Annotated in this window: 24 protein-coding genes and 1 tRNA gene; 12 read left to right on the plus strand and 13 right to left on the minus strand. The window is 68.4% G+C overall.

The window, feature by feature from the left end; translation table 11 throughout:
• Nucleotides 1-74 precede the first annotated feature (74 nt).
• Entirely contained in the window at nt 75-1,079 is a 1,005-nt protein-coding gene (locus tag KZX42_RS08105) for a bile acid:sodium symporter family protein (RefSeq protein ID WP_248118693.1), read from the plus strand.
• A 121-nt stretch (nt 1,080-1,200) separates the two neighbouring features.
• Here the strand turns inward: KZX42_RS08105 and leuA are convergent, their stop codons facing one another.
• The 6 genes from leuA to KZX42_RS08135 form a co-directional block, all read right to left on the minus strand.
• A complete protein-coding gene (gene leuA, locus KZX42_RS08110; protein ID WP_248118694.1) occupies nt 1,201-2,919 on the minus strand; it encodes a 2-isopropylmalate synthase in 1,719 nt (572 codons plus the stop codon).
• A gap of 233 nt (nt 2,920-3,152) precedes the next feature.
• A tRNA-Gly gene (locus tag KZX42_RS08115) sits at nt 3,153-3,226 on the minus strand.
• Between the two features lie 85 nt (nt 3,227-3,311).
• Entirely contained in the window at nt 3,312-4,289 is a 978-nt protein-coding gene (locus tag KZX42_RS08120) for a TraB/GumN family protein (RefSeq protein ID WP_248118695.1), read from the minus strand.
• A 153-nt stretch (nt 4,290-4,442) separates the two neighbouring features.
• Complete coding sequence (locus KZX42_RS08125) at nt 4,443-4,637, minus strand: helix-turn-helix transcriptional regulator (protein ID WP_248118696.1); 195 nt, start codon at nt 4,635-4,637, stop codon at nt 4,443-4,445.
• 3 nt (nt 4,638-4,640) lie between these two features.
• Nucleotides 4,641-5,099 (minus strand): hypothetical protein, encoded by a 459-nt coding sequence (locus tag KZX42_RS08130; RefSeq protein WP_248118697.1) that lies wholly within the window; start codon nt 5,097-5,099, stop codon nt 4,641-4,643.
• An 87-nt stretch (nt 5,100-5,186) separates the two neighbouring features.
• A complete protein-coding gene (locus tag KZX42_RS08135; protein WP_248118698.1) occupies nt 5,187-6,398 on the minus strand; it encodes a DNA recombination protein RmuC in 1,212 nt (403 codons plus the stop codon).
• 140 nt (nt 6,399-6,538) lie between these two features.
• Between KZX42_RS08135 and KZX42_RS08140 the strand changes: the two genes are divergently transcribed.
• Complete coding sequence (locus KZX42_RS08140; protein WP_248118699.1) at nt 6,539-6,895, plus strand: hypothetical protein; 357 nt, start codon at nt 6,539-6,541, stop codon at nt 6,893-6,895.
• Between the two features lie 6 nt (nt 6,896-6,901).
• On the opposite strand, the gene recR is transcribed toward KZX42_RS08140, so the two are convergent.
• Together recR and KZX42_RS08150 are read right to left on the minus strand one after the other, a co-directional pair.
• Complete coding sequence (recR, locus tag KZX42_RS08145; protein WP_248118700.1) at nt 6,902-7,504, minus strand: recombination mediator RecR; 603 nt, start codon at nt 7,502-7,504, stop codon at nt 6,902-6,904.
• On the minus strand, nt 7,504-7,833 hold the full coding sequence (locus KZX42_RS08150; RefSeq protein ID WP_248118701.1) for a YbaB/EbfC family nucleoid-associated protein: 330 nt from the start codon (nt 7,831-7,833) through the stop codon (nt 7,504-7,506). Before KZX42_RS08150 ends, recR begins: the two co-directional genes overlap by 1 nt.
• A gap of 157 nt (nt 7,834-7,990) precedes the next feature.
• On the opposite strand from KZX42_RS08150, the gene KZX42_RS08155 reads away from it, so the two are divergent.
• Nucleotides 7,991-8,605 carry a malonic semialdehyde reductase gene (locus KZX42_RS08155; RefSeq protein ID WP_248118702.1) on the plus strand — a complete coding sequence of 205 codons (615 nt, stop codon included), beginning with the start codon at nt 7,991-7,993 and terminating at the stop codon, nt 8,603-8,605.
• A gap of 310 nt (nt 8,606-8,915) precedes the next feature.
• On the opposite strand, the gene KZX42_RS08160 is transcribed toward KZX42_RS08155, so the two are convergent.
• Both KZX42_RS08160 and ahcY read right to left on the minus strand, forming a co-directional pair.
• Nucleotides 8,916-10,133, minus strand: a complete 1,218-nt coding sequence (locus tag KZX42_RS08160) for an NAD(P)/FAD-dependent oxidoreductase (RefSeq protein ID WP_248118703.1) — start codon at nt 10,131-10,133, stop codon at nt 8,916-8,918.
• 24 nt (nt 10,134-10,157) lie between these two features.
• A complete protein-coding gene (gene ahcY / locus KZX42_RS08165) occupies nt 10,158-11,549 on the minus strand; it encodes an adenosylhomocysteinase (protein ID WP_248118704.1) in 1,392 nt (463 codons plus the stop codon).
• Between the two features lie 197 nt (nt 11,550-11,746).
• Between ahcY and KZX42_RS08170 the strand changes: the two genes are divergently transcribed.
• Together KZX42_RS08170 and KZX42_RS08175 are read left to right on the plus strand one after the other, a co-directional pair.
• A complete protein-coding gene (locus tag KZX42_RS08170) occupies nt 11,747-13,231 on the plus strand; it encodes a globin-coupled sensor protein (RefSeq protein WP_248118705.1) in 1,485 nt (494 codons plus the stop codon).
• 36 nt (nt 13,232-13,267) lie between these two features.
• On the plus strand, nt 13,268-13,672 hold the full coding sequence (locus KZX42_RS08175; RefSeq protein WP_248118706.1) for a Tat pathway signal protein: 405 nt from the start codon (nt 13,268-13,270) through the stop codon (nt 13,670-13,672).
• Nucleotides 13,673-13,685: 13 nt separating this feature from the next.
• Here KZX42_RS08175 and KZX42_RS08180 read toward each other — a convergent pair whose 3' ends face one another.
• On the minus strand, nt 13,686-15,863 hold the full coding sequence (locus tag KZX42_RS08180) for a primosomal protein N' (protein WP_248118707.1): 2,178 nt from the start codon (nt 15,861-15,863) through the stop codon (nt 13,686-13,688).
• Nucleotides 15,864-15,893: 30 nt separating this feature from the next.
• On the opposite strand from KZX42_RS08180, the gene fsa reads away from it, so the two are divergent.
• Genes fsa through KZX42_RS08200 form a run of 4 tightly spaced genes read left to right on the plus strand, consistent with a single transcriptional unit; the run spans nt 15,894 to nt 19,165 of the window.
• Nucleotides 15,894-16,547, plus strand: a complete 654-nt coding sequence (gene fsa, locus KZX42_RS08185; RefSeq protein ID WP_248118708.1) for a fructose-6-phosphate aldolase — start codon at nt 15,894-15,896, stop codon at nt 16,545-16,547.
• A 36-nt stretch (nt 16,548-16,583) separates the two neighbouring features.
• The gene (locus tag KZX42_RS08190) at nt 16,584-17,297 is read left to right on the plus strand and encodes a DUF484 family protein (RefSeq protein ID WP_248118728.1); all 714 of its coding nucleotides are present in this window, start codon (nt 16,584-16,586) and stop codon (nt 17,295-17,297) included.
• Nucleotides 17,279-18,208 (plus strand): tyrosine recombinase XerC, encoded by a 930-nt coding sequence (locus KZX42_RS08195; RefSeq protein WP_248118709.1) that lies wholly within the window; start codon nt 17,279-17,281, stop codon nt 18,206-18,208. The genes KZX42_RS08190 and KZX42_RS08195 overlap by 19 nt, the downstream gene beginning before the upstream one ends.
• A gap of 9 nt (nt 18,209-18,217) precedes the next feature.
• Nucleotides 18,218-19,165 (plus strand): NAD(P)-dependent oxidoreductase, encoded by a 948-nt coding sequence (locus tag KZX42_RS08200; protein WP_248118710.1) that lies wholly within the window; start codon nt 18,218-18,220, stop codon nt 19,163-19,165.
• Here KZX42_RS08200 and KZX42_RS08205 read toward each other — a convergent pair whose 3' ends face one another.
• Nucleotides 19,166-19,531, minus strand: coding sequence for a hypothetical protein (locus tag KZX42_RS08205; protein WP_248118711.1), 366 nt, complete (start codon nt 19,529-19,531; stop codon nt 19,166-19,168).
• A 50-nt stretch (nt 19,532-19,581) separates the two neighbouring features.
• On the minus strand, nt 19,582-20,373 hold the full coding sequence (locus tag KZX42_RS08210; protein WP_248118712.1) for an SDR family oxidoreductase: 792 nt from the start codon (nt 20,371-20,373) through the stop codon (nt 19,582-19,584).
• A 143-nt stretch (nt 20,374-20,516) separates the two neighbouring features.
• Here KZX42_RS08210 and KZX42_RS08215 point away from each other — a divergent pair, with 143 nt between their 5' ends.
• From KZX42_RS08215 to uraH, 3 genes are read left to right on the plus strand one after another with little or no spacing between them, the layout of a single operon-like run.
• Entirely contained in the window at nt 20,517-20,894 is a 378-nt protein-coding gene (locus KZX42_RS08215) for a hypothetical protein (RefSeq protein ID WP_248118713.1), read from the plus strand.
• 44 nt (nt 20,895-20,938) lie between these two features.
• Nucleotides 20,939-21,493 (plus strand): lipocalin family protein, encoded by a 555-nt coding sequence (locus KZX42_RS08220; RefSeq protein ID WP_248118714.1) that lies wholly within the window; start codon nt 20,939-20,941, stop codon nt 21,491-21,493.
• A gap of 56 nt (nt 21,494-21,549) precedes the next feature.
• Entirely contained in the window at nt 21,550-21,957 is a 408-nt protein-coding gene (gene uraH / locus KZX42_RS08225; protein WP_248118715.1) for a hydroxyisourate hydrolase, read from the plus strand.
• Nucleotides 21,958-22,124 lie beyond the last annotated feature (167 nt).

Consider the following 22,124-nt stretch of genomic DNA (forward strand, 5'->3'; position numbering starts at 1 on the left):
AATAAGGGCGCGGGCTTCAAGCCCGTCGCTTGGCGGTCTATCACTGCGGCGACCCGCCGCAGCCTGAGCCGCCCATGCCTCGTTTCCTGTCCCGCCTGCCGATCGACGGCTATCTGTTGGCCCTGATCGGCATGGTGGTCCTGGCGGCGCTTCTGCCCGCCAGCGGACAGGCCGCCGTGGTCATGGACTGGGTGGTCAAGGTCGCCATCGCCCTGCTGTTCTTCCTGTATGGCGCGAGGATGTCGCCTGCGGCCATCGGCGCGGGTCTGCTGCACTGGCGGCTGCAGGGCACGGTCTTCCTGTCGACCTTCCTGCTGTTTCCCCTGCTGGGGCTGGGGCTGGTCTTTTTGATGCGCGGCTCCCTTCAGCCCGATCTGCTGACGGGGATGCTGTATCTGTGCCTGCTGCCGTCCACGGTGCAGTCGTCCATCGCCTTCACCTCCATCGCCGGCGGCAATGTCGCCGGCGCCCTGACCAGCGCCAGTCTGTCGAACCTGCTGGGCGTGATCGTGACGCCGCTGCTGGTGGCGCTGCTGATCGGGGGCGCCGGCGGGGGGATACATCTGCAGTCCATCCTCGACATCGGCCTGCAGATTTTGGCGCCCTTCGCGGTGGGGCAGTTGTGTCGGCCGCTGCTGAAGGACTGGCTGGGCCGCCACGCCAAACTGACCGGCCTGGTGGATCGCGGCTCGATCCTGCTGATCGTCTACGCCGCCTTCAGCGAGGGGGTCGTCGCCGGCGTCTGGTCTCAGGTCGCGCCGATGGACCTGGCCAAGGTGATCGGCCTGAACGTCGTGCTGCTGGCCGTGGTTCTGGCTCTGACCCTGTTCATCGGGCGGGCGCTGCGGTTCGACCGCCCCGACCGGATCGTCATTCTGTTCTGCGGTTCGAAAAAGAGCATGGCGACCGGCATTCCGATGGCCGGCATATTGTTCGCCAGCGCCTCGGTCCCGCTGATCGTCCTGCCGATCATGCTGTTCCATCAGATCCAGCTGTTCGCCTGCACCGTGATCGCCCAGCGCTACGCGCGCGAGAATGCAGCCCGCCGGAAAGACGAGCCGCAGATCAAGGCCGGCTGATCTGATCGCGCCGACCCAGGACCAATCGACATTCAGTCGGCCGAAATCTTCGATCGTCATTCCGGGGCGGAGCGAAACGAAGAACCCGGAATGACGGCTTGGGGCTGAATGTCGATTAGGCCTAGCTGTCCGCTAGGCTCGGCGCCCTCTCCACCACGCGAACGCCCGCTGCATCGGCGCGGTTGGCGGCGCCCAGCAGCGCCTTCAGCGAGGCTGTGGCCACATCCGGGTCGGTCGCCACGCCGAAGATGGTCCGTCCATCCGCCGTGCGGCATTCGACATAGGCCGCCGCCTGGGCGTCAGCGCCCTGGCCGATGGCGTGTTCGTGGTAGTCCTCGATATCCAGCGCCAGACCGCAGTCTTCGCGCAGCGCGTCCAGCACGCTGGACAGGAAGCCGTTGCCGCGTCCTGAAATCCGCCGCTCCTCGCCGTTCAGGCGGATGCGGCCCGTAAACCGGCGCTCCTTGCCCGGCGCCGAGCGGCCTTCTTCATAATCCACCAAGGCGAACGGGCCATGGCCGCCCTCCGGCGCATAGACCGAACGGAACACGTCCCAGATGTCGGCGGCGGTCAGTTCGCGGCCCACCTGGTCGGCATAGGCCTGAACATGCTGGCTGAAATCGGCCTGCATCCGCTTGGGCAGTTTCAGCCCCTTGTCCTGTTCCAGCACCCAGGCGAAGCCGCCCTTGCCGGATTGGGAGTTGACGCGGATCACCGCCTCATAGGACCGGCCCAGATCGGCTGGGTCGATCGGCAGATAGGGCACGTTCCAGATGTGGTCGTTGCGTTTGGCCTGGGCCGCGAACCCCTTCTTGATCGCGTCCTGATGGCTGCCCGAGAAGGCGGTGAAGACCAGTTCGCCGGCATAGGGGTGGCGCGGATGGACCGGCAGGGCGTTGCAGTGCTCCACCGTCTCGATCACCGCATCCATGTCCGAGAAATCCAGCTCGGGATCGACCCCTTGGGTGTACAGATTCAGCGCCAGGGTCACCAGATCGACATTGCCGGTGCGCTCCCCATTGCCGAACAGACAGCCCTCGACCCGGTCGGCGCCGGCCATGACCGACAGTTCCGCGGCCGCCACGCCCGTGCCCCGGTCGTTGTGCGGATGGACCGATACGATCACGCTGTCGCGACGCGAGATGTTGCGGCAGAACCACTCGACCTGATCGGCGTAGATGTTCGGCGTCGCCGCCTCGATGGTGGCCGGCAGGTTGAAGATGATGGGCTTTTCCGGCGTCGGCTCGATCACGTCCAGAACCGCTTCGCAGACCTCCAGACTGTAATCCAGCTCGGCGGTGGAGAAGGTCTCGGGGCTATATTCGAAGCGCCAGTCGGTGTCAGGGCGGCGCTCCGCCTCCTCGCGCATCCGCGACATGCCCTCGATGGCGATCTGTTTGACGCCCGCGCGATCCATGCCGAAGACGATCTCACGCCACGCGGGCGACAGGGCGTTGTACATATGGACGACGGCGCTCCGGGCGCCCTCCAGGCTCTCGAACGAACGGGCGATCAGATCGGCCCGCGCCTGGGTCAGCACCTGCACCACCACATCGTCGGGAACGCCGCCCGAGCGCACCAGGCCGCTGATGAAATCGAACTCGGTCGCCCCCGCCGAGGGAAAGCCGACCTCGATTTCCTTGACGCCGATCTTCACCAGCAGGTCGAAAAAGCGCTGCTTCTTCTCGGCGTTCATCGGGTCGATCAGGGCCTGATTGCCGTCGCGCATATCGGTCGACAGCCAGCGCGGCGCCTTGTCGATGGTGCGGCTGGGCCACTGACGATCCGGCAGATCGACGGTCGGGAAGGGGCGATATTTGATGGAGGGGTCGCGCAACACCGTGCGTCTCCTGAACGTCTTGCGATCTGAAAGGGGGTTACGACAGCGATTTCCGCCGCCGGGCAGCCGTCAGTCCCGGCGGCAGCCGATAAGTCGCAGTCCCGCGCGCGAAAGCGCTCCGGGTGACCAGATCAGGATTTGTGCGGAAAGATTTACCACGTCCGACGATACCAAGGGCCGCCTAAGGAAACAATCCACCCGAAAGAATAGATTCTTCGGAGAAGACGACCGACTGGAGCGGGCAGCGGGAATCGAACCCGCACGAGCAGCTTGGGAAGCTGCCAGGCTACCACTACATCATGCCCGCGCCGGGTCGATCGAGGGCGGCGTGGACACGCCCTCGATCCAACTCTTAGCCGCGCGCCGCCGCCGGCTCAAGCGCGCGATACGCTTCATTCGACAGCTTCGACCTGCACGCCCCGCGCCTTCAGCTGGGCCTGAACGCTGTCGTCGCCCGCCAGGTGCCCGGCGCCCACGGCTATGAAGGCGGTGCCGGAGCCCTGCAGCAGGGTTTGAATCTGGTTCGCCCAGTCTGTGTTCCGGTCCACTAGAACGGACTGATACAGGGCCGGCGAGGCGTCCTTCATCTCCTCGACCATCACGCGGCCTAGGACATCGACGTCGCCACTGGCCCAGGCCGAGACCATTTCGTCCAGCTTGGTCGCCGCGTTCTCGTAGTCCTTCAGCGTCTCGCGCAGGAAAACCAGTTGCACGTCGTCGGGCAGGCCGGCCAGAATGCCGATCTGCTTGTCGATGGTCTCGAAGCCGTGGATCGGCTTGCCGGCCGCCTCGGCGCGGGCCTTCAGCACCAACTCCACGCCCGACTTGGGATCATAGCCCGCCTTGACCAGCGGCGCGACCGAAAGGGTCAGGGCCGCCAGCCACGGCCGCATCGGCTGAAGCTGGAGGCCCGAGGCGCCCAGGGCCTGGGCCGCCGCGTCCAGTTCGGCGTTCTCCTCTGGCGTCAGGCGGCTCGACAGGGGCGTGTCGGGCGACAGGCCGTGCTGTTGGATCAGCGGCATGAGCGCGGCCTGGTCGTCGGGATTGCTGATCTCGAACCAGATCTCCGAGGCGCTGTCGAAGGCGGCCTGGACGCGGGGACTGGCCCAGCCCGTGGTCGGGCGCAGCACATGGACTGAGCCGAACAGATACAGGGTGGAATCGGCGTCCTTGATCACCCACAGGGCCGGCCCCTTGCCCTGGATCGGCGCCGGGGCGGCGGCGGGCGCGGCCGGCTGGGCCTGGGCCTGGGCCTGGGCGTCGACCGGCGCGCCGGCGATGGCGGCGAACAAGGCCAGCCCTCCGGCTACGCCGACGGCGCCTTGGGCGAGGGTGGAGGTGGCGGATCGAAGGCGGGCGGTGAAGGTCATGATTGTCTCTCTGAGTGTAGGGAAAGGAATGAAAACCAAAGGGTCAGGCTAGGCCGCGCGGGACATCGCCCGGATGAGGAGGCGGCATGGGTCGCCGGGTCCGCGCGCCGCGCGGCCGACATGCCGTTGACGAGTGCAACGCCATGTCGTCGGCTACTGCGCGTCGGAAAAGATGGATTCGATGGGTTGGCCGAAGACGCGGGCGATCTTGAAGGCCAGCGGCAGGGAGGGGTCGTAACGGCCGGTCTCCAGCGCGTTCACGGTCTGGCGCGACACGCCCAGCTGTTCGGCCAGCTGCGCCTGGCTCCAGTCGCGCTCGGCGCGCAGGACCTTGAGACGATTGTTCATGGCTCAGCCCCGCATCCGCGCCAGCCACCACCAGCCCCAGACGACCAGATAGCCGATCAGCATGGGCGCGATCATCATGGCCGCCCCCAAAGACAGATAGTCGATAGGCTGGGCGCCGTCTCCGGCCGTGCGCGCTATGATGTCGCGCCAGGAGCCGGACGAGGACAGAACCAGCGCGACGCCGCTAACGCACATGCCGGCTGTTCCGCCCCAATACCAGGCGGCCTTGTGCGCTTCGCGCGCCGCCTCGTCGATGGCGCGCATCCATTCCGCACCGATCCAAAGTGCGCCCGCCATGATCGCGACGGTCACCGCGGCGGTGACGATCAGTTCGCCCACCGTGGCGTCCAGCCAACCCGCATTGGCGCCGTAGCCGACCAGAAAACCGCCGAGGAAGGCGAAAGCCAAGCCGCCGCCAAAGGTGACGACGATCGCCCTGATAACCGATCCCCACTTGCTCATACGTCAATATCCCTTGTCCAATTGACAAGTTCCATTGACAACATAAGCCGGTCCAAGTCAAGCGCCCTTTCCAAGTGAGAAGAGATTTCAGTCCTTCGCGGCGATCAGTTCGGGACGGCTCAAGACGCGCGGCGCGGTCTCGACCGGCGTCAGGTTCGGCAGGGTCTTGCCCTCGTGGTCGACCTGCAGGTCCTCGAACCGTCTGGCCGAGACCATGACCTGGCTCTCCAGCGAGCCGACGAACTGATTGTATTTGCCGACCGCCTGATCCAGCGCCCGGCCGACGGCCGAGGCGTGGCCGCCCATGACGGACAGTCGTTTGTAGAGCTCGCGCCCCAGGGCGGCGACCTTGTCGGCGTTGGCGGCCTGCTCCTCCGCCCGCCAGCCATAGGCGACAGCCTTGCACAGAGCGAACAGGGTCGACGGGGTGGCGATGACCACACGCGACTCCATCGCGTCGGACAGCAGGTCCGGCGCATGGTCCAGCGCGGTGGCCAGGAAGCTGTCGCCGGGCACGAACAGGACCACGAAGTCCGGGCTGGGCTTGAACTGGTCCTGATAGGCCTTGGACGACAGCTGGCGGACGTGGGTCTTCAGGCTGGCGGCGGTGCGCAGGCCGACCGAACGGGCGCGCGCCTCCTCGTCGCCGTCGTCGTCCTCGAACGCCAGGGGCACCTTGGCGTCGATCACGAACATGCCGCCGCCGGGCAGGCGCACGATGAAGTCGGGTCGGTTCTGATGGCCCTCGTCGTCGGCGCTGGACGTCTGTTCGGTGAAGTCGAACCGCCCGGCCATGCCGGCCGCCTCCAGCACGTTTCGGCAGGTCTGTTCGCCCCAGCGTCCGCGACGGCCGGTGTTGCCGCGCAGGGCCTCGGTCAGTTTGCGCGCCTCGTCGCGCGTGGCCGAGGAGGCCGCCATCAGGGCCGCCAGCTGTTCGCGCAAGCCGCCCGTCTCTTCCGAACGGGTCTTCTCCAGCGCGGCGACATGCTCCTGGAACCTGGTCAGGGTGTCGGAGACGGGTTTCAACTGGGCGGCCATCCGTTCGCGGGCCAGCTGGTCCTGCGCGCGGAAGGTTTCGGTGGCGCGGCTGACCATCTGGTCGGCGACGACCTGGGCCGACTGGGCGGCCTGGGCCTTGAGCAGTTCGGCCATGGTCACGCGGCTGTCCTCGACCGCCTCCACCCGCGCCTCGGCCGCCGCCAGTTCGCCGCGCGTCCTCTGCCACCCCATGAAGGCCCAAAGAAAGCCGCCCGCAAACGCGGCGGCGAAGAGGGCGAGAACGACGACGATCATGTTCATGCTCCGTTCCTAGCGGGAGTCGCCGGCGATGAGAAGCGGCCGACCCCAAGCTCCCAACGGCGAACAGGCGGCCTGACGTCGCGGTCAGGAACACAGCGGTTCGGATCACGTTGGTTTGATTGAAATCGGAGGAGGATCCCATGAACCCGCAAGAACCCGCCCGCCATGACAAGGCCGCCGACGCCGTGCATCAGGGCCGGCCGGTGGACGCCGAATACGTCCGTTCCGGCAAGAAGAACCCGCGCATCCTGGTGCTGCTGGTGGTGTCCACCCTGGCGGCGGCGGTGCTTCTGCTGGGCTTCTGGTTCGTGTCGAACGGCGCCTTTGAGTCTCAGAACCCGACGACCGGCGAACAGGCGGCGGACGCTCGCGCCTTCGACGGCGACAGCCAGACGCCGCCCGCCGCCGACGCGCCGACCGATTCCACGGGCCGCGCCCAACCCGTTCCGACCGGCGAGGCGCCCAACGTCAACGCCCCGACCCAGCCCTCGAACTAGGGCCGATCAAGTCGGGCGACGCGCTTTGAGGGCCTGGACGATGGTGCCGTCGTCCAGCCAGTCCAGTTCGCCCCCGACCGGCACGCCTCGCGCCAGGGAGGTGACCTCCACCCCCTGCCCGGCGATCCTCTCGGCCACATAGTGGGCGGTCGTCTGGCCGTCGACCGTGGCCGGCAGGGCCAGCACGACCTCGCGCACGCCGCCGCCCCGCGCCCGCCCGATCAGTTCAGTGATCCGCAGATGCTCCGGCCCCACCCCGTCCAGGGCGGACAACAGGCCGCCCAGCACGTGATACTTGCCGCGAAAGGCGCCGGATCGCTCCATCGCCCATAGGGCTCCCGCCTCCTCGACCACGCAGATCAGGCCGTTGTCGCGCGCGCCGTCCGAACAGATGGCGCACGGATCGCGCGTGTCGGGCGCGCCGCACACGGAACAGGAAACCACCTTCTCCGCCGTCTCGGCCAGAGACGCCGCCAGCGGCACGAGCAACTGCTCGCGCCGCTTCAGCAGGGCCAGGGCCGCACGCCGGGCGGAGCGCGGCCCCAGGCCCGGCAGTTTGGCCAGAAGCGAGATAAGCCGTTCGATCTCCGGCCCGGCGGAGGCGGCCATCAGAACAGTTTCGGCATTCCGGGAATATTCATCCCGGCCATGGGGCCTGCGGCCTCGCGCATCAGGGCGTTGTTCTGTTCGTCCAGCTTGCGCTTGGCGTCCGCATGGGCGGCGACGATCAGATCGGCCAGGATGTCGCCCTCGCCCGGCGTCAGCAGGCTGTCGTCGATCTTGATGGCCGTGATCTCGCCCGGTCCCTTCAGGGACACGGACACCAGGCCGCCGCCCGAGGAGCCGTCTGCGGCGGTTTCGGCCATCTTGGCCTGGGCGTCCTGCAGCTTTTGCTGCATCGCCTGGGCCTGCTGCATCAGTTGGGTCAGATCTTTCATCCGTCCTAGATAGGGCGAAGACGGCCGGCGCGACAGGGGGTTCGGCGGCGGATCGCAGAATCGGAAACGCTGAGGCGCCGCATTCGCGCTTGCGACCATCCCGATCCGCCCCAATTAGCACCGGCAATCGTTTCTGTTCCAATCAGGATGGCATTCCATGGCCTACGACGCCACCACTTCACGCGACGCCCCCTTGTCTGACGCCGCCCTGTCGCAACTGTTCACCGAGGCGCGGACGCGCAACGGCTGGACAGACCGTCCCGTCGCGCCGGAGCTGCTGCGCCGGCTGTACGAGCTGACCAAGTTCGGCCCGACGGCGGTCAACGGCTCGCCGGCTCGCTTCGTCTTCGTGACCTCGCCCGAGGCGAAGGCGCGCCTGATCCCGCTGATGAGCGAGGGCAATCGCGAGAAGACGCGCCAGGCGCCCGTCACCCTGATCATCGGTCAGGACATGGATTTCCACGATCATCTGGACGCCCTGTTCCCCCATGCGCCGGGCGCCAGCGCCTGGTTCGCCGACGAGGCCGGTCGTCGCGAGACCGCCTTCCGCAACGCCTCGCTGCAAGGCGGCTATCTGACCATCGCGGCCCGCGCCCTGGGTCTGGACGTCGGGCCGATGTCCGGCTTCGACGCGGCGGCGGTGAAGGCCGAGTTCTTCCCTGACAGCAACGTCGAGCCGAACTACATCCTCAACCTGGGCTATGGCTCGGACGAAAACCTCTTCCCCCGCTCGCCGCGCCTGTCGTTCGAGGAGGCGGCGCAGATTCTCTGAGGCCGACCTTCAAGCGGCGGCGTCATTGGCCGCGTTCCGTCCAGAATGGTCGGGCGGTCGACGCGACAGGCCAGGAGGGGAGAAAGCCCCGCCGCGTCGACGCACCCGTGCGGTCCGACATCGCGTCCAGCGGCCCGGCGAAAGGAAGGGGAAAACGCCAGGTCGCGGTGACGCCAGAGGGCCCGTTCCGCCTGTTCAAGCTAGGCGCCGCCCCGCCCCGCCGCCATGCGTCGCGCGGCCGCAGGACGTTTCGTCGCCGCCCCCGTCTCGGCCCCATCGCCGAAAAAGTGCACGGATTGCACCCTAAAAATCAGCACGCCTGCCCCGCCGCCCAGCCGGACGACCAGGCCCACTGGAAATTATAGCCGCCCAGCCAGCCGGTCACATCGACCGCCTCGCCTATGAAGTAGAGGCCGGGCACGGCCTTGGCCTGCATCGTCTGCTGGTCCAGGGCCGCGGTGTCGACGCCGCCCAATGTCACCTCTGCGGTGCGGTAGCCTTCTGAACCTACGGGCTTGACGCTCCAGGCGTTCACCGCCTGATCCAGCCGCCGCAGCACCTTGTCCGACAGGTCGGCCAGATTGCCCGCCGCCCCCTCACGCGCGCACAGGGTCTCGGCCAGACGGCGGGGGATGATGTGGCTGAGCGCCGTGTGGATGGCCTGGCGGCCATTCGCCGCCTTGGCCGCCTTCAGTTCGTCGAAGATGTTCCGACCCGGCGCCATGGAGGCGACAATGGCCTCGCCCTCGCGCCAGTAGGAACTGATCTGCAGGATGGCCGGGCCGCTGAGCCCCCGGTGGGTGAACAGCATGGCCTCGGTGAAGCTGGCCTTTCGCGCCTTTGCCTCGGCCTTGGTTTCCGGGGATGAGGCGACCACGGCGTCCACCGCCACGCCGGCCAGCGGCGTCAGCGTCTCCAGCAGACCCGCCTCGAAGGTCAGGGGGACAAGCGCGGGGCGGGTGTCGGTGACGCGGATGTCGAACTGACGCGCCACCTCATAGGCCCAGCCGGTGGCCCCCATCTTGGGAATGGACTTGCCGCCCGTCGCCACGACCAGAGCCGCCGTCGTGACCTGCGATCCATCCGACAGATGGGCTGTGAAACCGTCGCCGCTGCGGGCCAGACGCTCCACCCCGGTCTTCATTTTCAGGGTCACGCCCGCCGCCGCCATGTCGTCCGTCAGCATACGGACGATTTGCTTGGCGCTGTCGTCGCAGAACAGCTGGCCCAGCGTTTTTTCGTGCCAGGCGATGCCGGCCTTATCGATGCGTTTGACGAAGTCGTGCTGGGTGTAGCGGCGCAGGGCCGAGGTGGCGAACCGGGGGTTCTCGCCCAGGAAGTTCGCCGGTCCGCAGCCAAGATTGGTGAAATTGCAGCGCCCGCCGCCCGAGATGCGGATTTTCTCGCCCGGGCGGTCGGCATGATCGACGACCAGCACCCGGCGTCCGCGCCGCCCGGCTTCGATGGCGCACATCATGCCGGCCGCGCCCGCCCCGATGACAAGGACGTCGTAGGACGCCCTCGTCATCGGACGACCCCCGCGAACAGGGGCTTAGTAACGGTAGTGATCCGCCTTGAAGGGGCCTTCGACCGGCACATTGATATAGTCCGCCTGGTCCTTGGTCAGGGTCGTCAGCTTGGCGCCCAGCTTGGCCAGGTGCAGGAAGGCGACCTTCTCGTCCAGGTGTTTGGGCAGGGTGTAGACCTTGTTCTCGTACTTGTCGGCGTTAGTCCACAGCTCGATCTGGGCCAGGGTCTGGTTGGTGAAGGACGCCGACATCACGAAGGACGGGTGGCCCGTGGCGTTGCCCAGGTTCACCAGACGGCCTTCCGACAGCAGGATGATCTTCTTGCCGTCCGGGAACTCGACGTGGTGGACCTGCGGCTTGATCTCGTCCCACTTGAAGTTCTTCAGGCCCGCGACCTGAATTTCCGAGTCGAAGTGGCCGATGTTGCAGACGATGGCGTTGTTCTTCATCCGGCGCATGTGATCGACCGTGATGACGTCCTTGTTGCCCGTCGTCGTCACATAGATGTCGGCGCGGTCGGCGGTGTCGTCCAGGGTCTGGACCTCATAGCCTTCCATCGCGGCCTGAAGGGCGCAGATCGGGTCAATTTCGGTCACGATCACGCGGGCGCCGCCTTGGCGCAACGAGGCGGCCGAGCCCTTGCCCACGTCGCCATAGCCGCAGACCACGGCGACCTTGCCCGACAGCATCACGTCGGTGCCGCGACGGATGGCGTCGACCAGGGATTCACGGCAGCCGTACAGATTGTCGAACTTGGACTTGGTGACGCTGTCGTTGACGTTGATGGCGGGGAAGGGCAGCTCGCCCTTTTCGGCCATCTGATACAGGCGGTGAACGCCGGTGGTGGTCTCTTCCGACACGCCGCCGATGGCGTCGCGGATCGCCGAATAGAAGCCGGGCTTTTCGGCGATGTAGCGCTTCATGACGGAGAAGAGGGCTTCTTCCTCTTCGTTCTGCGGGTTGGCCAGGACCGAGATGTCCTTCTCGGCCTTGGGGCCCAGAACGGTCAGCAGGGTGGCGTCGCCGCCGTCGTCCAGGATCAGGTTCGGATAGCCGCCGTCGGCCCATTCGAAGATCTTGTGCGCATAGTCCCAGTATTCCACCAGCGTCTCGCCCTTGGTGGCGAAGACCGGGGTGCCGTTGGCGGCGATCGCGGCGGCGGCGTGGTCCTGGGTCGAGAAGATGTTGCACGAGGCCCAGCGCACTTCGGCGCCCAGGGCTTCCAGCGTCTGGATCAGGACCGCCGTCTGGATGGTCATGTGCAGCGATCCGGCGATGCGGGCGCCCTTCAGCGGCTTGGCGGCGCCGAACTCGTCACGCAGCGCCATCAGGCCCGGCATTTCGGTTTCGGCGATGGCGATTTCCTTATTGCCCCAGTCGGCCAGGGAAATGTCGCGGACGATGTAGTCGGTCATGGCTCGGGCTCCTGGCCGAAGGATGGATTTGGCGCCTCATACCCCGACAATGTCTTGGGGGCAACGATCGTATAAAGATATCCTTATGCGATCCAGCTTCCGTCAAGCCGCGTGTTAACGTGACCCAAACCCCCGCTCGCTAAAGGCGGGGAGGCCGTGACGGGGGCGTCCGGCCAGTATCAGTGGAGTTCAACGCCATGTCCGACGTCGCGATTCAGCAACGCACGACTTTCGCCGGTCTGACCCAGCCGTCCGCCGCCTATCGAGCCATGCAGGACATCCTGCGCGCCGCCGCGCCGGGCGCCCTAGACGCCTTCTACGACCGCATCCGCGCCACAGCCGAGACGCGGCGCTTCTTCCACGACGACGCTCATATGGGCCGCGCAAAGTCAGCCCAGGTCGGACACTGGGACGCCATCATCGCAGGACGCATCGACGACGACTACGCCCGGGCCGTCGCCGTCATCGGCCGCACCCACGCCCGCATCGGGCTGGAGCCGCGCTGGTACATCGGCGGCTACGGCGTGCTGCTGGGCGAACTGATCAAGGCGGTGGCGATGCGGCCGCGCAAGCCATTCGCCGGCGCCGCCCACGACCGTCAGACCGGCGAGGCTTTGGCCGAACTGAACCAGCGCGCCCTGCTGGACATGGAGTTGGCCATCTCCACCTATCTGGACGCGCTCGAGGCCGAACGCGACCAGGTCGCCGCCGCAAAGGCTGAGGCCGAGGCGCGCCAGAGCCAGGTGGTCGCCGCCTTGGGCAAGGCCCTGAAGACCCTGGCCCAAGGCGATCTCGGCGTGTCGATCCGGGCGGATTTCCCACCCGAATACGAGACGCTGAAGGACGACTTCAACGCCGCCGCCGCCAGCCTGCGCCTCGCCTTCGGCGCCGTCGCCGACAGCGCAGAGGCGGTCCGGACCGGCTCGGGCGAACTGGCCATCGCCTCGGACGACCTGGCCGTGCGCACCGAACGCCAGGCGGCCGGGCTGGAGCGCACCGCCGCCACCACCGAGGAGATCGCCGCCGGGGTCGAACAGGCCGCCACGGGCGCCCAGAACACCGCTCAGGCCGTCGTCGCCGTCCGCCGAGACGTCGAACACGGCGGGTCCGTGGTGGACGAGACCACCCAGGCCATGACGGCCATCCGCGACTCCTCGCATGAGATCGCCCGCTTCACCTCCCTGATCGACGAGATCGCTTTCCAGACCAATCTGCTGGCCCTGAACGCCGGGGTCGAGGCGGCCCGCGCGGGCGACGCCGGTCGCGGCTTCGCGGTCGTCGCCGCCGAGGTCCGCGCCCTGGCTCAGCGGTCGGCCGATGCGTCGGGCGAGATCCGAACCCTGATCGCAACCTCCGCCGCCCAGGTGGCGCGCGGGGTCGAACTGGTCGAACGGGCCGGCGAGGCCTTGCAGAGCATCGGTCAGCGGGTCGCGGCGGTCGACGACCTGGCCGGCGGCATGGCCTCGGCCTCGCGCCACCAGGCGGATCGGTTGGCCGAGGTGCGCCAGGCCCTGGCACAGTTGGACGAAATCACCCAGCAGAACGCCGCCATGACCGAACAGGCCACCGCCGCCAGCCGCCAACTGGCCAACGAGGCCGAGACCCTGGCCCGCCAGATCGCCGGCTTCCGCTTCGACGAGACCGATGCGCAGCCAGAATCTCAGGCGCGTCGCGCGGCGTGAGGCTTTCTTAAGCGCCGACGCCTAAAAGTCAGGCGCATGGAACGCCGCGCTCTTCTTGGTCTCGCCGTCGTCGCGACGGCCTCCGCCACGACCACCCCGGCCGCCCGCGCCTCTTCGGGCGGCGGCGCGGCTTCGCCCGACACCTATTTCCGCCTGCCGATCATCACCGCCGCGATCATTCACGGCGACGGGCGACGCGGGGTCCTGACCATCGAGACCGGGGTGGACGTGCCGGACGCCGCGCTTCGCACCCGCGCCCAGCAGTCGGCGCCGCGTCTGCGCGCCGCCTACAACACCGTGGCCCAGCGGTTCGGCGCGGGCCTTCGTCCCGGCGCCGTGCCCGACGTCGACCGACTGGCCGCCGATCTCCAGACCGCCACCAACGCCACCCTGGGCCGTCCCGGCGCGCGTTTGCTGCTGGGCACGGTCATGGCCGTCTGAGACCGAGCCGCCCCTAGAGGAACGAATAGGGGTCCACGTCGACGGTCAGGCGCACCGAGCCCGGCGCCTTGACCCGCTGCAGCCACGCCCGCAGGAAGGCTTGGAGGTTCACGTCGCGGTCGGCCCGCACCAGCAGGCGCTTGCGCCTTCGTCCCCGCACCAGGGCCAGCGGCGCATCCGCGGGTCCGTAAACCTCCAGCCGCTCGGCGTTGGGAATGGCTTGGGCCAGATCATTGGCCAGTTTCTCCACCGCGACCGCATTCTCGCTGGACAGGATGATCGCCGCCAGCCGGCCATAGGGCGGCAGGGACGCCGCCGCGCGCTCGGCCATCTCGGCCTCCACGAAGGCGTCTCGGTCGCCGGCCGCCAAGGCCATCAGCACCGGATGTTCGGGCGTCCAGGTCTGCAACAGCGCCCGCCCCGGCTTGTCCGACCGCCCCGCCCGGCCCGTCGCCTGGGCCAGCAGTTGATAGGTGCGTTCGGCCGCCCGCAGGTCGCCGCCGCGCAGGCCCAGATCCGCGTCCACCACGCCCACCAGGGTCAGGCGCGGGAAATTGTGCCCCTTGGCCGCGGCTTGGGTCGCCACCAGAATGTCGATCTCCCCCTCCGTCATCCGCTGGATCAGGGCGCGGGCCGACCGGGCGTCAGGCGCGGTGTCGGAACTGAACACCGCCGTGCGCGCCTCGGGGAATAGCTGGCGCACCTCTTCCTCGACCCGCTCGACCCCCGGTCCGACCGAGACGAGCGAGTCCTCGGCCCCGCATGACGGACACAGTTTAGGCCGCGCCATGGAGAAGCCGGTGAGGTGACAGACCAGCCGCCCTGTATAGCGATGCTCGACCAGCCAGCTGTCAGTGTCCGGCGCCGTCAGCCGATGACCGCAGGCGCGGCACAGGACGACGGGCGCATAGCCGCGCCGATTCAGGAACAGCAGCGTCTGCTCGCCCCGCAGCAAGGTCTCGCCGATGGCCAGCCGCAGCGGCTGCGAAAGCCAGGTCTGGGGATCGGGCGTGTTCTGCCTCAGGTCCAGCAGGCCGATGTCCGGCAGGACGGCCTTCCCGTGCCGCGCGCCCAGCTTCAGCCAGTCGTAGCGACCGCTGTGGGCGTTCCATAGCGTCTCCAGCGAGGGCGTCGCCGAGGCCAGGACCACCGCCGCCCCCTCGATCCGCGCGCGCGCCACCGCCAGGTCGCGGCCGTGATAGACCAGCCCTTCCTCCTGTTTGAACGAGCCGTCGTGTTCCTCGTCCACCACGATAAGGCGCAGATTGACGAAGGGCAGGAACAGGGCCGAGCGCGCCCCGACCACGATGTTGCAGCGCCCGGCGACCACCGCCTCCCACACCTGACGACGGCGCGGCGGAGCGACGCCGGAATGCCATTCAGCCGGGGCCGCGCCGAACCGAGCCGTGATCCGCTCGATCAGGGCCTGGGTCAGGGCGATCTCGGGCAATAGGATCAGGACCTGCGCCGCCGGATCGGCGCGCAGCACCCGCGCGATGGCCTCCAGATAGGCCTCGGTCTTGCCCGATCCCGTCACCCCGTCCAGCAGGAAGGGCCGAAAGCCGCCGCCCGTCACGCCGTCCGCCATGGCCGCCGCCGCCGCCGCCTGGTCGCCGTTCAGCAAGGCGGGCGCATGGTCGGGATCGGGTCGCTCGAACGCGGCCTCTGCCGCGATCTCGATGATCTCCAGCACGCCTTCGTCGATCAGACCCTTGACCACGCCGGACGAGACCCCCGCCGCGCGCGCCAGATCGGCGGCCGTCATCGCCCGGTCGCCCAAGGCGTCCAGCACGCCCGTCCGCGCCGGGGTCGCTCGCGACGGGGCCCGCTCGCCCACCCTCCGCACCCGGCGTTCCGGCCGGGGACGCGGCGCGCGCAGACCCTTCAACGCCGTCGCGGCCATCTCGCCCGGCGGCGACAGGGTCCAGCGCGCGGCCCATTCCACGAACTCCATCACGCCCGCCGGCAGGGCAGGATCGTCCAGCCGACTGTCCACCGCCTTCAGCCGCCGGTTCGATCCGGTCGTCTCGAACACCTCCGACACCACGCCCCGGATCAGGCGCGGCCCCAGCGGCACGGCGACCTGATCGCCGCGCGCCAAATCTCCGTGGGCCAGCGTCAGCGCCTCGGGAACCTCATAGTCGAAGGCCTCCGGCACCGGCAGGGGAATGAGGACCGAGGCGACTTTCACCGAACTGCGCCCTCGGCTATGAAGCCACTCATGAAACTCTTTCTCGATACCGCCGACGTCGCCGTCATCAAGGACATGGTCCCCACCGGGATGGTGGACGGCGTCACCACCAATCCGTCGCTGATCGCCAAGTCGGGTCGGAACATCGCCGAGGTCATCGCCGAAATCTGCGCCCTGGTCGAGGGGCCGATTTCCGCCGAGGCCGTCTCGCTGGATTTCGAGACCATGGTCAAGGAAGGCGACACGCTGGCCGCCATCGCGCCGAACGTGGTGGTGAAACTGCCCCTGACCTGGGATGGACTGCGCGCCTGCCGCGTCTTCTCCGACAAGGGGATCAAGACCAACGTCACCCTGTGCTTCTCGGCCGCCCAGGCTCTGCTGGCCGCCAAGGCCGGCGCCACCTTCGTCTCGCCGTTCGTCGGCCGGCTTGAGGACAACGGCGCCGACGGCATCGGCCTGTTGGAGGAAATCCGCGTCCTGTACGACGTCCACGGTTTCGAGACCCAGATCCTGGCCGCCAGCCTGCGGAATGTCGGCCACGTGGCCGCCGCCGCCGTGGCCGGGTCGGACGCCGCCACCTTCGGAGCGGACACCTTCAAGGCGCTGGTGAACCACCCGTTAACCGACAAGGGTCTTGATGCCTTCGTGGCGGACTGGGCCAAGACGGGTCAGTCGATTCTGTAGCATTTCACGTCCCGGAGAGGTCTGTTGAGCGGCTCATTGGACCTTTTCGAAACGTCTGAAACGGACGCAGGCGCCCCCATCGGCGACGGTCTGCATTGGCCCCAGGTGCGCGGCTGGTTGCAGACCCACGCCCAGACCCTGCTGGACGACCGTTCCCTGCTGGAAGAGATCGGCCTGCGTCCCCATGGGCGCAATGTGGTGGACTTCGGCGCCGCCGCCCTGACACGACTGGAGGCCGTCGCCGAGCGCGAGGCGGGCGCCCGGCGCGAGATCGAGATGGTCGCCCGCGCCAACTTCGCCGCCCAGACCCAGACCCACGTCTCCACCCTGGACCTGATGGAGGCGCGCAATCACTCCGATCTGGCCCGTCGCCTGGACGGGGCGGCGCAAGGGAGGTTCGGCCTGGCGGGCGCCGCCATCGCCCTGGAAAAGCCCGGCGGCGTGCCTTTCGGCTGGCGCGCGCTGGAAGAAGGCGACGTCGACAACCTGCTGGGCGAGCACGGCCTGACCTGGCTGGGGCCGATGATCGCGGGGCTGAACTTTTTCGGCGCCGCCGAGGACGAGGTGAAGTCCATCGCCCTGGTCCGCATGGCGCCGCACCTGACGCCCGGCGGTCCGCCGCGCCCCTGCCTGTGCGCCTTCGGCTCGCCCGAGCCCGAGGGCTTCACGCCCAACATGGGCTGCGAGCTGGCCGCCTTCCTGGCGCGGGTGGTCGAGCGGATGGCCGAGCGATGGCCCATCCTGAACTGACCGCCCCCGACGCCCTGCGCGCCTGGCTGGATCATCTGGCGCATGAGCGGCGGCTGTCGCCCCGCACCCTGGAAGCCTATGGCCACATCGGACGGCTGTACGTCGCCTTTCTGGAGCGCCATCGCGGCGAAGCCCCGTCGCTGAATGACATGGGAACCATCACCGCCGCCGAGGTGCGCGCCCATATGGCCGAGCGGCGCAGCGGCGGTCATCCGCTGGCCGCCCGTTCGCTGAGCCAGACCCTGTCGGCCATTCGCGGCTTTCACGCCTTTCTGGACCGGCGGCTGGAGACGCCTGCGCCGCAGCTGGCCCTGGTGCGCGGCCCCAGGGCCAAGCCCAGCCTGCCCCGCCCGGTGACGGAGGATCAGGCGCGCGGCCTGTTGGCCGAACCCGACGCCGATCCCGACGCCGAACCGTGGGAGGCCGCCCGCGACCGCGCCGTCCTGACCCTGCTCTACGGCTGCGGCCTGCGGATATCGGAGGGGCTGTCGCTGACACGCGCCGATGCGCCGCTGGGCGAGACCCTGCGGATCGTCGGCAAGGGATCAAAGACCCGGATCGTCCCGACCCTGCCCGCCGTGCGTCAGGCGGTGGACGACTATCTGGCGCTTCTGCCCTTTCCGCTCCAACCCGCTGACGCCCTGTTTCGCGCCCGGCGCGGGGGACCGCTCAGTCCCCGCCACGTCCAGGCCTCGGTCCAGCGGCTGCGCGGGCGACTGGGCCTGCCCGACCGGACCACGCCCCACGCCCTGCGCCACAGTTTCGCGACCCATCTGCTAGGCGCCGGCGCCGACCTGCGCTCGATCCAGGAGCTGCTGGGCCACGCCAGCCTTTCCACGACCCAGAAATACACCGGCGTCGACGCGGATAGACTTTTGAACGCCTATGCGGCCGCCCATCCCCGCGCCTAGAACGGTCGGATGAGCATCGACATCTTGGTGATCGGCCTGCCCGCCCTGGCCGACGACATCCTGACACGGCAGGCGTACGAGCGGGGCTGGACCCTGCATCGTCCCGGCCCGGACGGCCTGGGGCCGCCCGAAGTCGCGGGCCGGATCGTCGGTGTCGCCGCCTCGGGCGCCGCAACCGTGGACGCCCGGCTGATCGACACAATGCCGGGGCTGAAGATCATCTCCGTCCACGCCGTCGGCTATGATCTGACCGACGTCGCCCACGCCCGGTCGCGCGGCGTGGTCGTCACCCATACGCCAGACGTTCTGAACGACGATGTGGCGGACCTGGCCCTGCTGCTGGCGCTGGCGACGCTGCGTCGACTGCCCGCCATGGACGCCTATGTCCGCGCCGGGCGCTGGGCGTCCGAGGGGCCGGCGCCCTTGTCGCGCCGCGCATCCGGCCTGAAGTACGGTCTGCTGGGTCTGGGCCGCATCGGCCGGGCCATCGCCGAGCGGCTGGTTCCGCTGGCCGGAGAGATCGCCTATCACACCCGTCGCCCCGTCGCCGACGCGCCCTGGCGGCACGTGCCGAACCTGGTCGATCTGGCGGCCCAGGTCGATGTGCTGATCGTCATCGTTCCGGGCGGCGCATCGACGCGCGGCCTGGTCTGCGCCCAGGTGCTGGCGGCCCTGGGCCCCGCCGGCGTTCTGATCAATGTGGCGCGCGGCGAGGTGGTGGATCAGGACGCTCTGGTCGCCGCCCTGACCACGGGCCGGCTGGGTGGCGCGGGCCTGGATGTCTTCGCCGACGAGCCGAACGCGCCCCAGGCCCTGATCGACAGCGACCGCTGTGTCCTGACGCCGCACGTCGCCTCGGCCACCGTCCAAACGCGAGAGGCAATGGCCGCGCTGATGATCGACAATCTTGAGGCCGTGCTATCGGACCGCCAGCCGGTCAGCCCGGTTCCCAACTGATCAGCGAGGGGGCGGCGCGAAGGGTCGGGGCGCCGGCGCCGGGTCCGGCCGAAGCAGATTGCGCCCCAGCGCCACGCCCTGACCCGGCACATCGAAGCTGATCGGCGTGGGGCAGTTGCTCTGATCGCGCAGATCGAACAGCAGATACCGTCGCGCCTGCCCCGCGTCGCGCGAGCGGTCCAGAAGGGCGCCAGGGCGATCAACCGCGGCCACGGGCTTCGCCCCCGCCTCCTGCAGCATGGGATCGCAGGCGACCGCCGTCCGATTCACGACCGGCGCCGGCCGAACCATCGCCGGATCGATCGCGGCAGCGGAATGGGCGATGGCCGCGCCATCGACGACGATCCGCATCAACAGGGGCAACATCACAAACCTCCAGTCCGAGCCGGCAGGCTACACTCACAACTGCCGATTGCCTAGATCGCCTTGATCGCTCCGCCGTCCAGCCGGATCAGCGAGCCGGTGATATAGGCCGCCAGCGGGCTGGCCAAAAAGGCGGCGGCGGCGCCGAACTCCTCGGGCGCGCCGATGCGGCCGACGGGGATGGACCTGACGGAATCCGCGCGCGCCTGCTGCGGCGTCACGCCCTTCCGTTCGGCCGCCGCCTGGTCCAGCCGCGCTATGCGCGGCGTGTCGATCCGGCCCGGCAACAGGGTGTTGACGGTCACGCCGTCCGGCCCGACCTCGCCCGCCAGGGTCTTGGCCCAGGCGGCGACCGAGGCCCTCAACGTATTTGACACCCCCAGCGCGGCCGACGGTTCGACTACGGTGATGGAGGCGACGTTCAGAATGCGCCCCCATCCCGCCGCCCGCATGGCCGGCAGCACCCGATCCGTCAGACGAAAGATCGACAGCACCATGGCTTCGAAATGGTCGCGCCAGATGGCGGGCTCCAGCCCGGAGACCCCGGAAGGCGGCGGCCCGCCGGTGTTGTTCAGCAATATCTCAACCGGCCCGCCCAGCAGCGCCTCGGCCTGATCGACGGCCTTCAGCAGGCCGGCGTGATCGGCCAGGTCCGCCGGTACGAAGCCCGCCCGCCCCGGCCCCATGGCGTTCAGCGCCTCGGCCGCCTCGGCCAAGGCGGCGCCGTCGCGCGACAGCAGGACGACATGGACGCCCTCAGCGACCAGGGCCGTCGCCACCGCCCGCCCCAGGCCCGACGAGCCGCCGCAGATCAGGGCGCGCTTCCCTTGAAGTTTCAGGTCCATGATCGTCTCCACGCTGCGGTTTGCCCAAGCGATATCGGACGCGCCGCCCGGCGATGCAAACGCGGCGTTAACCGATACGGCGCAACCCTTATTCTCACGCGGCGCCGAAGGCCGTCGGGACAGGCCGGGGAGGGCTAAAGCCCATGTCGACCAAGATGACGTCCAGCACCCGCCGCCACAGCGACCATTTCGAGCCGCAGGACACGGATCCGCAGGAACAGCGGCGCCTGCGCGGCCAACTGGAGCAGATCGACTACGCCGCCTATATCGCCAACAGGGAGGTGATCGGCCAGGCCCTGACCGGCGTCGACCCCTCATCCCTTCAGAAGCTGGCGGTCATGACCGCCACGGCCCGCGCCAAATGGGTGGCGGAATCCCTGCGCCTGGCCCACTCCGGCTCGGCCGTCACCCCCGACCAGATCGCCCGTCTGACCTCGGCCCGCACAGCCTATGACGAACTCGCCGAAGCCTATGAAGCGCTGCGCCGCATCATCGAACGGGGCTATGTCGTCCTGCGGTGAAACGACGTCGGGAACCCGCAGCGACGATGGCCGTTTGGGGCGCCATGACGTTTCGACGAACCCTTCTTCCCCTGCTTCTCGTCGGCGGCGCCGTGGCCCTTGGGGCCTGCGCCACCCTGCAACGCGGGCCGGTCGGCAACATGGCGGTCCCGCAACCGGCCAAGCCCGTCGATCTCGAGCGGTACGCCGGCCTCTGGTATGAGATAGGACGCTACGAAAACGGCTTCGAACGCGGCTGCGAAGGCGTCACCGCCCAGTACACCATGCGTGAAGACGGACGGGTCGGCGTGCTGAACACCTGTAGACAGGGCGGCGTGTCCGGCCCGCAGAAGACTTCCCAAGGCAAGGCCAAGATCGTTCCGGGCAGCCAGAACGCCAAGCTGAAGGTCTCCTTCTTCGGCCCCTTCTACGTCGGAGATTACTGGGTTTTGGATCACGCGGACGACTATTCCTGGTCAATCGTCGGCGAACCCTCCGGTCGTTATCTGTGGTTGCTCAGCCGCTCGGCCCGTCCCTCGGACGAGACGCGCGACGTCATCATGAACCGCACACGCGCGTTGGGATACGATCTGGATCTGGTTAGACCAACCCAGCATTGAGGCCGCACGGACGGTTGAACCCTCCCCCACAATCCCTCCGACCTTGAGGATTTCCCATGCGCAGTTCCGCCATCGCAGCCCTCGCCGCCGCACCCGCCCTGCTCCTGTCCCCCAGCGCCGCATCGGCCGAAACCATCTCGACCCATGTTCTGGACCTGGCGCGCGGCGTCGGCGGGCGCGATGTGCCGGTCACTCTGGCGATCAAGGACGATGACGGCGGCTGGCGACAACTGGCCGCCGCGCGCACGGACGAAAACGGCCGCGTGCGGTCATTCGGCGATCAGATCACCACCCGCGCCGCCACCTACAAGCTGACGTTCGACATGTCCCATTACGGCGAGGCCGAAACCCAGCCCTTCTTCCCCGAAATCGACGTCGTGTTCCAGGTCCGCGACCCCAGCGTCCACTATCACGTGCCGGTCGTCGTCAGCCCCTACGGATACAGCACTTATCGCGGCAACTAAGCCGCCCGCGCCGACATCATTAGGATTAGAACCAAAGGCCTGGTGGAGCCGAGGGGACGGCCGTGTGGTCGCTTTCGTCGGTCATGGTGGCAGTGCGCGACTCGGTTGGTTAGGAGATCGCCAAGGCTCTGATTGGACGGGGGGAAGGTCAACGTGTGGAAGCTGGA

The organism is Brevundimonas sp. EYE_349 (assembly GCF_023147505.1).
GTDB lineage: Bacteria > Pseudomonadota > Alphaproteobacteria > Caulobacterales > Caulobacteraceae > Brevundimonas.

Bases quoted from the DNA above. Each gene is read 5' to 3' on its own strand.
- fsa (WP_248118708.1), top strand. From the start codon at position 15,894: ATGAAACTCTTTCTCGATACCGCCGACGTCGCCGTCATCAAGGACATG.
- KZX42_RS08125 (WP_248118696.1), bottom strand. From the start codon at position 4,637: ATGAACAATCGTCTCAAGGTCCTGCGCGCCGAGCGCGACTGGAGCCAG.
- KZX42_RS08205 (WP_248118711.1), bottom strand. From the start codon at position 19,531: ATGTTGCCCCTGTTGATGCGGATCGTCGTCGATGGCGCGGCCATCGCC.
- ahcY (WP_248118704.1), bottom strand. From the start codon at position 11,549: ATGACCGACTACATCGTCCGCGACATTTCCCTGGCCGACTGGGGCAAT.
- KZX42_RS08105 (WP_248118693.1), top strand. From the start codon at position 75: ATGCCTCGTTTCCTGTCCCGCCTGCCGATCGACGGCTATCTGTTGGCC.
- KZX42_RS08130 (WP_248118697.1), bottom strand. From the start codon at position 5,099: ATGAGCAAGTGGGGATCGGTTATCAGGGCGATCGTCGTCACCTTTGGC.
- KZX42_RS08150 (WP_248118701.1), bottom strand. From the start codon at position 7,833: ATGAAAGATCTGACCCAACTGATGCAGCAGGCCCAGGCGATGCAGCAA.
- KZX42_RS08120 (WP_248118695.1), bottom strand. From the start codon at position 4,289: ATGACCTTCACCGCCCGCCTTCGATCCGCCACCTCCACCCTCGCCCAA.
- KZX42_RS08220 (WP_248118714.1), top strand. From the start codon at position 20,939: ATGACGTTTCGACGAACCCTTCTTCCCCTGCTTCTCGTCGGCGGCGCC.
- uraH (WP_248118715.1), top strand. From the start codon at position 21,550: ATGCGCAGTTCCGCCATCGCAGCCCTCGCCGCCGCACCCGCCCTGCTC.
- KZX42_RS08210 (WP_248118712.1), bottom strand. From the start codon at position 20,373: ATGGACCTGAAACTTCAAGGGAAGCGCGCCCTGATCTGCGGCGGCTCG.
- KZX42_RS08200 (WP_248118710.1), top strand. From the start codon at position 18,218: ATGAGCATCGACATCTTGGTGATCGGCCTGCCCGCCCTGGCCGACGAC.
- KZX42_RS08215 (WP_248118713.1), top strand. From the start codon at position 20,517: ATGTCGACCAAGATGACGTCCAGCACCCGCCGCCACAGCGACCATTTC.
- recR (WP_248118700.1), bottom strand. From the start codon at position 7,504: ATGGCCGCCTCCGCCGGGCCGGAGATCGAACGGCTTATCTCGCTTCTG.
- KZX42_RS08140 (WP_248118699.1), top strand. From the start codon at position 6,539: ATGAACCCGCAAGAACCCGCCCGCCATGACAAGGCCGCCGACGCCGTG.
- KZX42_RS08170 (WP_248118705.1), top strand. From the start codon at position 11,747: ATGTCCGACGTCGCGATTCAGCAACGCACGACTTTCGCCGGTCTGACC.
- KZX42_RS08155 (WP_248118702.1), top strand. From the start codon at position 7,991: ATGGCCTACGACGCCACCACTTCACGCGACGCCCCCTTGTCTGACGCC.
- KZX42_RS08135 (WP_248118698.1), bottom strand. From the start codon at position 6,398: ATGAACATGATCGTCGTCGTTCTCGCCCTCTTCGCCGCCGCGTTTGCG.
- KZX42_RS08160 (WP_248118703.1), bottom strand. From the start codon at position 10,133: ATGACGAGGGCGTCCTACGACGTCCTTGTCATCGGGGCGGGCGCGGCC.
- KZX42_RS08195 (WP_248118709.1), top strand. From the start codon at position 17,279: ATGGCCCATCCTGAACTGACCGCCCCCGACGCCCTGCGCGCCTGGCTG.
- KZX42_RS08175 (WP_248118706.1), top strand. From the start codon at position 13,268: ATGGAACGCCGCGCTCTTCTTGGTCTCGCCGTCGTCGCGACGGCCTCC.